This is a genomic window from Streptomyces sp. NPDC002520, assembly GCF_053595235.1.
Map to the genome: position 1 here is coordinate 64,011 of NZ_JBSFXG010000044.1, position 8,203 is coordinate 72,213.

The following is an 8,203-nucleotide window of genomic DNA, read 5'->3' on the forward strand; positions in this document are numbered from 1 at the left end:
TCACTCGGCTCAGGCGTGTGTACGGAGGGCTACGACCCCCACACGCCGGCGTTCCATCCTCGTCCCGGTGCCCCACTCTCGTCCCCGGAGGGATCTCTTGCCGAGCAGGTCTTCCGCGCGCCTCGCCGCGCTCACCGTCGCAGCAGTCTGCAGCGCCGCGTCGGCCGTCGTCCTCACCTCGCCCGCGCACGCCGAGTCGGTGCGTATCCACGACATCCAGGGCGCCACCCGGATATCCCCGTTCGCGGGCCAGAAGGTGACGGACGTGCCCGGAATCGTCACGGCCACCCGCACCTACGGCTCCTCCCGGGGCTTCTGGATCCAGGACCAGACCCCGGACGACAACCCGGCCACCAGTGAGGGCGTGTTCGTCTTCACCAGCTCGACGCCGAAGGTCGCGGTCGGCGACTCGGTGACGGTGACCGGCACGGTCTCCGAGTACGTCCCGGGCGGCGCCTCCTCCGGCAACCAGTCGCTGACGGAGATCACCAAGCCGGTGATCACCACCGTCTCCACCGGCAACGCGGTCCCCGCGCCGGTCGTGATCGACGAGAACTCGGTGCCGGACGCGTACGCCCCGCAGGGCGACACCGCCGCCGCGAACTCGATCAACGCCCTGCGGCTGGACCCGTCGGCGTACGCCCTGGACTACTACGAGTCCCTGGAGGGCATGAACGTCCGGGTCGCCGACACCCGCGTGGTCACCGCCACCGACCCGTACACCGAGCTGTGGGTCACGGTGAAGCCGTCGGAGCACCGCAGCCACCGCGGCGGCACGGTCTACGGCTCCTACGAGTCGCAGAACACCGGCCGGCTGCAGATCCAGACACTGGGCTCCACCGCCGACTTCCCGAAGGCGAACGTCGGCGACACTCTGAAGGGCGCCACGACCGGCCCGCTGGACTTCAACCAGTTCGGCGGCTACACGCTGGTCGCGAGCACGCTCGGCACGCTGGAGAGCGGCGGCCTGGAGCGGGAGACCACGCGCAAGCAGTCGGGCCGCGAGCTGGCGGTGGCGACCTACAACGTCGAGAACCTCGACCCGTCGGACGCCACCTTCGACAAGCACGCCGCCGCGATCGTGAACCACCTGCAGTCGCCCGACATCGTGTCCCTGGAGGAGATCCAGGACGACAACGGCGCCACGGACGACGGCACGGTCGACGCGGGCGTGACGGTGAACAAGCTGATCGACGCGATCGTCGCGGCGGGCGGCCCCACGTACGACTGGCGCTCCATCGACCCGGTCAACGACCAGGACGGCGGCGAGCCGGGCGGCAACATCCGCCAGGTGTTCCTGTTCAACCCCGAGCGGGTGTCCTTCGTGGACCGCGCGGGCGGCGACTCCACCACCGCCGTCGGCGTCACCAAGGTGGACGGCAAGGCGCGGCTGACCGTCTCCCCGGGCCGCGTCGACCCGGCCAACGCGGCGTGGAGCAACAGCCGCAAGCCGCTGGCCGGCGAGTTCGTCTTCCACGGAAAGACCGTCTTCGTGATCGCCAACCACCTCAACTCCAAGGGTGGCGACCAGGGTCTGACCGCGCAGTACCAGCCGCCCGTGCGCAGCTCGGAGATCCAGCGCCACGCACAGGCGACCGAGGTGAACGCGTTCGTCAAGGACATCCTGTCCGTGCAGAAGAACGCGAACGTCATCGCGCTCGGCGACATGAACGACTTCGAGTTCTCCGGGACCACGAAGATCCTCGAGGGTGACGGCGAACTGTGGTCGGCGATCAAGTCGCTGCCGAAGAGCGAGCGTTACACCTACGACTACCAGGGCAACCAGCAGGTCCTGGACCAGATCCTGATCAGCCCGGCGATCCGGCGCGGCTGCGACTTCGAGTACGACAGCGTGCACATCAACTCGGAGTTCAACGACCAGATCAGCGACCACGACCCGCAGGTGCTGCGGTTCCGCCCGTAACGAGCGGCCCCCGGCTCGGGCCGCGGACCGGCTCCCGGCTCCCGGCTCCCGGCTCCCGGCTCCCGGCTCCCGGCTCAGGACTGGCTGAACACCCCGTTCAGCCAGTCCTGCCAGGCGGTCTCGTTCGCCCCGGCGTCCGCGTCCGGTGCGAAGTCGTGGATGCTGATGCCGAGCGGGGCGCCCCAGGCGCCGCGTCCGAAGAAGCGGATGAGGGCGTCGTCGGTGCGCAGCCCGATGAAGTACGGGTTCCGGTAGTCGAGCACGGCGTCCAGGGTCTGTCCGCCGGGCCCCCGGGCGCCGGTCTTCGTGCCCGCGGGGGTGTCGTCCGCCAGGCCGAGTGCGCGGGCGACGGCGGCGAGCGCGCGCGGAGTCGCCGAGGCCTCGGGCCCGTTCAGCTGGGCGAAGACGACCGGGCGGGGTGCGAAGTGCGTGAGGTACTCGGACAGGGTGTGCAGATAGAAGTTGGTGTGCTTGCTCGCACCGTCGTACTGGTTGTTCCAGTCGTCCGTGAAGATGCCGCTGTGGACGTAGCGGACCCAGGCGCGGCGGCCCTCGTCGCGGGGCTCGATGGTGTAGTCGAGCTGGTTGGCGCTCTGGGTCGGGAACCCGACGTCCTCGCTGCGATTGGTGTAGCGGTGCGGCGGGTCCCAGGCGGTCACGGTGGAACCGAAGGGTCCCTTGCCGCCCACCCGGGGCTCGGGCGGGTCCATGGGCCACAGATAGCCGCCGGTGCCGGCCGTGACGGCCTCCCAGACCTTCTCCGGCGGGACGTCGACCTCGAACTCGCGGACGATCTCGAATTCCTTGGACATGGAAGAGCTCCTGCTCACTGGTCCAGTGCGGGGGCGGACGGGTCCTCGACCGTCGCGCGGGCGGGCCGGTCCTCGACCGTCGCCGGGGCGGGCCGGTCCTCGACCGTCGCCGGGGCGGGCTGGTCCTCGACCGATGCGGGGGCGGGCTGGTCCTTGACCGTGGGATGCAGGGCGACGACGATCCGATGATCGCGCCCACCCTCGGCGTCCGGCGCGTCGTACTTGCGGATCAGGGCGCTCACGCCCGCCGTCAGCTCCTGCACGAAGGCCGCGCGGTCGGCGGCGGAGGCGAAGCGGACCTCGCCGTCCAGGGCATAGGTCGCGAGGCGCTGCCGGGCCTTCGTGGCACCGGTGATCAGCGCACCGACGTCCCGCACCAGGCGGGCGCCGAGCGCGAGCAGCCAGCGCGCGGAGAGCTGGTCGCGGAAGCGCTCCGGGTCCGGCTGCACGGGGGCGAGCGCGGCGGGCGAGATGACGTACGACGCGGCGGTCGCGCGCATCAGCCGCTCGGTGACGTTGCCCTTGCGGCGCTCCCCGGCCAGCTCGACCAGGCCGTGCCGCTCCAACGCCTTGAGGTGGTAGTTCACCTTCTGCCGGGGCAGTCCGACCTTGCCGGCCAGCATGGCGGCCGACGCGGGTCCGGCGGCCAGTTCGGCGAGCAGCCGGGCCCGTATCGGGTCGAGCGATACGGCCGCCGCCTCGGGATCCTCGATCACGGTCACGTCCAGCATGGCTCCACCCTCGCACCGAACATTCTTTTTGTCCAGGCGAGCGGAATTTTCGGCCAAGGAGCGGGAGCGCACCGAACTGACACCGAGGCGGTGTGCGCGATGTCGGGGGAGCCGGTGATGCCGGGCGAGGGCGCGGGTGATGCCGGCCGACGTCAGTGATGTCGACCGACGTCAGCGATGCCTGCCGACGTCAGTGATGTCGGCGCCGCCTCACACCCGCCGTGACCAGGACGGCACCCGCGCCGACGGCCAGCAGCGGGCCCGGGTGGCGCAGTGCCGAACGGGCCGCGGACCGCACCTGCTCCGGGGTGCGCCGCTCGACGGCGTGCCCCGCGTCCTGCACGGCGTGCGCGGCGTGTCCGGCGCTGTCGCGCAGCTGCACGCCCATGGCACCGGCCTTGTCCCTGAGGTCGGCGGCGCGGGTGAGCGCCCGGCCTGACACATCGGCCCTGCCCATCAACTCCGCGACGGTCTCGCCGAGTCGGCTCCTGGTGTGCTCCATCTGCTGCCGCAGTTCGTCGGGGCCCTTGGCGCCCGAGCCGTGCGAGGTCCTGTGCGTCATCGTCGTGCCCTTTCCTGATCGTGCCGGCCGCCGCCCCGCCGCCGATCGCCTCCTCGGGTGCGGCCGGCCCCGCTGTCCGGGTACCCCGGCCGACGGCCGTCAGCCCTGGTCGCCTCCCCCTCCCCCACGCCTGCCTCCTCCCCCACCGCGCTCGCCGAGCCGGGCGAGCTGCGTCTGGAACCAGTCCAGGCGCGCCTGCAACAGGGCCGCCTCCGCGACGAGTTCGGGCACACCCGGCGCGGTACCGCCGACCGACCCGACGGGCGGACCAGCAGCGGACCCCGCGGACGGGACCGTCACGGCGCCGGCCCCCGCGACGACCCTCAGCCCCTCCCCGCCCAGCCGCGCGAACCCCGCGAGCGAGACCGCCGTACGCCCGCTCCCGCAGCCCGCGCAGGCAGGGGCGAGGGCCCGCCAGCCGGGTCTGCCCCAGCCGGCGTCGGCGAGCACGGCCGCGGTGCCGCCGCAGGCGCAGGGACCGACGGTCGCGGTGCGCACACGCTGCCGGGCGTAGCGGAAGCCGCGCTCGAAGCGGATGTAGGCGCCGAGCACGCGGACTTCGAGCAGGACCGCGGCCCGGTGCTCGGCCGTGCACAGCAGGGCCTCGGCGGCCGTGCGCTCGTGCACGCAGTGGAAGCCGCAGTCGCACCGGCGCGCCGGTGAGCGGTGCCTGCGCCCGTAGACGCAGGAGGCGTCGGCGAGGACGCCGTAGGGCAGCGCGCCGCCCAGGGACACACCGGTGAACCCGGCCCGGGTGCCGTCCTGGGACAGCACCGGGTGGGCGATCTTGTATCCGGTCGGCGGCTCCGTCGGGCGTTCCGCCGGGAGCCGCAGCCTCATCGGGCCGCCGGGACCTCTTCGCGGACCGGCTCGGCCGGTGCGGCGAGGGTCCGCTCCTCGGGTCGTTCCGCCTCGTCGTGGTGGTCCGTGGGCCGCTCCTCGGCGACTCCGGTGGCCAGTGCCTTGCCGAGCTTCATGGTGCCTCCCATGGGCCGACGTCGATGACCGTCCTCGGCCCATAGTGACCCATGAGGGGCCGAGTTGGACACAGGACGTCCGGCCGCCCCCACATCCCATCAGTGATGCTTAGCGATATCTCGTAGAAGAATTAAGTAGAGCTTCACCTTCGCCATGTCGAGACTACCCCCATGACGAAGCGACCCACACCCTTCGGCCGGACGCTCTGCGCGATGATCACGCCCTTCACGGAGGCGGGCGCGCTCGACCGGGAGGGGGCGCGGCGGCTGGCCGCCCGGCTGGTGGCCGAGGGCTGCGACGGCCTGGTCCTGAGCGGCACCACGGGCGAGTCCCCGACCACGACGGACGCCGAGAAGGCGGAGCTGATCGCGGCCGTACGGGACGCGGTGGGCGACGGCGTCGCGCTGGTCGCGGGCGTCGGCACCGCCGACACCCGGCACACCGTCGAGCTGGCCCTCGCGGCCGAGAAGGCCGGCGCCGACGGCGTGCTGGTGGTCTCGCCGTACTACAGCAGGCCCCCGCAGGAGGCGCTGGAGGCACACTTCCGTCAGGTCGCCGACGCGAGCGGTCTGCCGGTGATGCTCTACGACATCCCCGGCCGCACCGGCACCCGGATCGAGCCGGAGACGATGATCCGCCTCGCCGAACACCCGCGGATCGTCGCCGTCAAGGACTGCTCGTACGACTTCCTCGGCACCCAGAAGGTGCTCGCACGCACGGAGTTGGCGTACTACGCGGGCTGCGACGAGCACATCCTCGCGCTGTACGCGGTCGGCGCCGCGGGCTGTGTCAGCACGGTCGCGAACGCCGTACCGGCCCACATCGCCGCGATCCTCGACGCGTTCGACGCCGGCGAGACCGCGCGGGCGGCCGAACTCCAGCTGTCCGCGGCGCCGTTGATCGAGGCGATGATGGGCGCGGGCCTGCCCGGCACGGTCACCGCCAAGGCCGTCCTGAACCGGCTCGGGCTGCCCGCGGGCCCGGTGCGCGCACCGCTGCTGCCCGCCGGCCGTGAGGCGGCCGACGAGCTGCTGGCGCGGTACGAGGCGCTCGCCACGGCCTGATCCGCGACCTGATCCGCGACCTGCTCCGTGGCCTGATCCGTGGCCTGATCAGCGGTCGGCGAAGACCGGCTGCCGACCTCGGCTCAGTTGTGGCTGTGCAGGATGTCGTTCAGGCCGCCCCACACCGCGTTGTTCGGGCGGGCCTCCACGGCGCCGGTGACCGAGTTGCGGCGGAAGAGGATGTTGGAGGCGCCGTTCAGTTCGCGGGCCTTGACGATCTGGCCGTCGGGCATGGTGATGCGGGTGCCCGCGGTGACGTACAGGCCGGCCTCGACCACGCACTCGTCGCCGAGGGCGATGCCGACGCCCGCCTCGGCGCCGATCAGGCAGCGCTCGCCGATGGAGATGATCACGTTGCCGCCGCCGGACAGCGTGCCCATGGTGGAGGCGCCGCCGCCGATGTCCGAGCCGTCGCCGACGACCACACCGGCGGAGATGCGGCCCTCGACCATCGAGGTGCCGAGCGTGCCGGCGTTGAAGTTGACGAAGCCCTCGTGCATGACCGTGGTGCCCGCGGCGAGGTGGGCGCCCAGGCGGACGCGGTCGGCGTCGGCGATGCGGACGCCCTTGGGGACGACGTAGTCCGTCATGCGCGGGAACTTGTCGATCGAGGTCACCTGGAGGTGCAGGCCCTCGGCGCGGGCATTGAGCCGCACCTTCTCGATGTCGTGCACGGCGACCGGGCCGAGCGAGGTCCAGGCGACGTTGGCGAGGTGCCCGAAGATGCCGTCCAGGCTCTGGCCGTGCGGCTTGACCAGGCGGTGGGAGAGCAGGTGCAGGCGCAGATAGGCGTCGTGCGCGTCGATCGGCTTCTCGTCCAGCGAGGCGATGACCGTGCGGACCGCGACCACCTCGACGCCCCGGCGGGCGTCCGGGCCGATCGCCTTGGTGGCGCCTTCGCCGAGCAGTTCCGCGGCGCGCTCGGCGGTCAGCCGCTCGGTGCCGGCGGGGCCGAGGCCCTCGGCGGTCACGGCGACGAGCTCGGGGGCCGGGAACCAGGTGTCGAGGACGGTGCCGTCGGAGGCGAGGGTGGCGAGGCCGGCGGCGACGGCGCCGGTGGTACGAGAAGCAGTGTCGGTCATGCCAGAAACCTAACGTGGCAGAGGTCGCCGGGCCTAACCGGTGCGGGCGGCGTCTCAGGTGCCGGGCGCGGGTTCAGCGGATCAGCCGAGCCAGCACGGTGCGGGTGTACTCCTCGTCGTAGGAACCGCCGGTCAGCAGCACCTGGAGAAAGATGCCGTCCATCGCGGCGAGCAGGGCGCGCGCGGTGAGCGGGTCCGTGTGGCGGGCCAGGCACGCGCCCGCGTCCTCGGTCCACTCGGCGGCGACGGGGCGCAGGGCGGGGCGCCGCAGCGCCGCCAGATACAGCTCGTACTCCAGCTCCACGCCGGTGCGGTCGCCGGTCAGCCACTCCCCCATGACCCGGGCCAGGTCGGCGGCGAGGTCGCCGCGGCCGTCCTCGGGGAGGCGCTCGGCGAGCGTGTTCGCCAGGCGTTCGTTGATCTGGCGCAGTGCGGCGACGAGCAGGTCGTCGAGGGTCGCGAAGTGGTACGTCGTGGAGCCGAGCGGCACGTCCGCCGCGGCGGCGACGGTGCGGTGGGTCAGCCCGGCGATGCCCTTCTCGCCGACGACCCGGATCGCCGCGTCGATGATCCGCTGCCGCCGCCCGGGGTCGTGACGCCGGGTCATCAGTGCGCGCCGCCCAGGTTCAGCACCACGACTCCGGCGACGATGAGCAGGACCCCGGCCACCTTCGTGACCGTCAGGCCCTCGCCGAAGAGCGTCAGGCCGAGCACGGCGATCGCGGCGGTGCCGACCCCGGACCAGATCGCGTAGGCCGTGCCGATCGACACGCTCTTCAGGGTCTGGGCGAGCAGGAGGAAGGAGACGACGTAACCGAGCGCGGTGAGCAGCGAGGGCCAGAGCCTGCTGAGGCCGTGGCTGTACTTCATCGCCGTCGTCGCGGCGACCTCGGCGGCTATCGCGCCGGCGAGCATGACGTATCCCATATGTACGAGCGTACATAACGTCGCACGCGCGCCCGCCAGACGAGCCTCGCGGACTTCGGGGAAGCCCGCCGATGAGCGGGGCCGTCCCCTTGCCATAACCCTGGGCCCCCGCCGCATCCGACG

Annotated in this window: 10 protein-coding genes; 2 read left to right on the forward strand and 8 right to left on the reverse strand. The window is 72.3% G+C overall.

Features of this window, described 5'->3' with window-relative positions; genetic code table 11:
• Positions 1 to 97 precede the first annotated feature (97 nt).
• Complete coding sequence (locus tag ACWD5D_RS38495; RefSeq protein WP_451377462.1) at positions 98 to 1,924, forward strand: endonuclease/exonuclease/phosphatase family protein; 1,827 nt, start codon at positions 98 to 100, stop codon at positions 1,922 to 1,924.
• 74 nt (positions 1,925 to 1,998) lie between these two features.
• On the opposite strand, the gene ACWD5D_RS38500 is transcribed toward ACWD5D_RS38495, so the two are convergent.
• The 5 genes from ACWD5D_RS38500 to ACWD5D_RS38520 all read right to left on the reverse strand — a co-directional run bounded on the left by ACWD5D_RS38500 (position 1,999) and on the right by ACWD5D_RS38520 (position 5,018).
• Positions 1,999 to 2,736 carry an SRPBCC family protein gene (locus tag ACWD5D_RS38500; RefSeq protein ID WP_451377463.1) on the reverse strand — a complete coding sequence of 246 codons (738 nt, stop codon included), beginning with the start codon at positions 2,734 to 2,736 and terminating at the stop codon, positions 1,999 to 2,001.
• A 14-nt stretch (positions 2,737 to 2,750) separates the two neighbouring features.
• Entirely contained in the window at positions 2,751 to 3,467 is a 717-nt protein-coding gene (locus tag ACWD5D_RS38505) for an ArsR/SmtB family transcription factor (RefSeq protein WP_451377464.1), read from the reverse strand.
• A gap of 190 nt (positions 3,468 to 3,657) precedes the next feature.
• Positions 3,658 to 4,029 (reverse strand): DUF3618 domain-containing protein, encoded by a 372-nt coding sequence (locus ACWD5D_RS38510; RefSeq protein ID WP_451377465.1) that lies wholly within the window; start codon positions 4,027 to 4,029, stop codon positions 3,658 to 3,660.
• A gap of 99 nt (positions 4,030 to 4,128) precedes the next feature.
• Entirely contained in the window at positions 4,129 to 4,869 is a 741-nt protein-coding gene (locus ACWD5D_RS38515) for a hypothetical protein (RefSeq protein ID WP_451377466.1), read from the reverse strand.
• Positions 4,866 to 5,018: a hypothetical protein gene (locus tag ACWD5D_RS38520; RefSeq protein WP_451377472.1), complete on the reverse strand. Its 153-nt coding sequence runs from the start codon at positions 5,016 to 5,018 to the stop codon at positions 4,866 to 4,868. Before ACWD5D_RS38520 ends, ACWD5D_RS38515 begins: the two co-directional genes overlap by 4 nt.
• 159 nt (positions 5,019 to 5,177) lie before the next feature.
• On the opposite strand from ACWD5D_RS38520, the gene dapA reads away from it, so the two are divergent.
• Positions 5,178 to 6,071 (forward strand): 4-hydroxy-tetrahydrodipicolinate synthase, encoded by an 894-nt coding sequence (gene dapA, locus ACWD5D_RS38525; RefSeq protein WP_451377467.1) that lies wholly within the window; start codon positions 5,178 to 5,180, stop codon positions 6,069 to 6,071.
• Between the two features lie 83 nt (positions 6,072 to 6,154).
• Here the strand turns inward: dapA and dapD are convergent, their stop codons facing one another.
• The 3 genes from dapD to ACWD5D_RS38540 all read right to left on the reverse strand — a co-directional run bounded on the left by dapD (position 6,155) and on the right by ACWD5D_RS38540 (position 8,080).
• On the reverse strand, positions 6,155 to 7,153 hold the full coding sequence (dapD, locus tag ACWD5D_RS38530) for a 2,3,4,5-tetrahydropyridine-2,6-dicarboxylate N-succinyltransferase (RefSeq protein WP_451377468.1): 999 nt from the start codon (positions 7,151 to 7,153) through the stop codon (positions 6,155 to 6,157).
• Between the two features lie 73 nt (positions 7,154 to 7,226).
• A complete protein-coding gene (locus tag ACWD5D_RS38535) occupies positions 7,227 to 7,760 on the reverse strand; it encodes a TetR/AcrR family transcriptional regulator (protein ID WP_451377469.1) in 534 nt (177 codons plus the stop codon).
• The gene (locus tag ACWD5D_RS38540; RefSeq protein ID WP_451377470.1) at positions 7,760 to 8,080 is read right to left on the reverse strand and encodes a DMT family transporter; all 321 of its coding nucleotides are present in this window, start codon (positions 8,078 to 8,080) and stop codon (positions 7,760 to 7,762) included. The genes ACWD5D_RS38535 and ACWD5D_RS38540 overlap by 1 nt, the downstream gene beginning before the upstream one ends.
• Between the last annotated feature and the right edge of the window lie 123 nt (positions 8,081 to 8,203).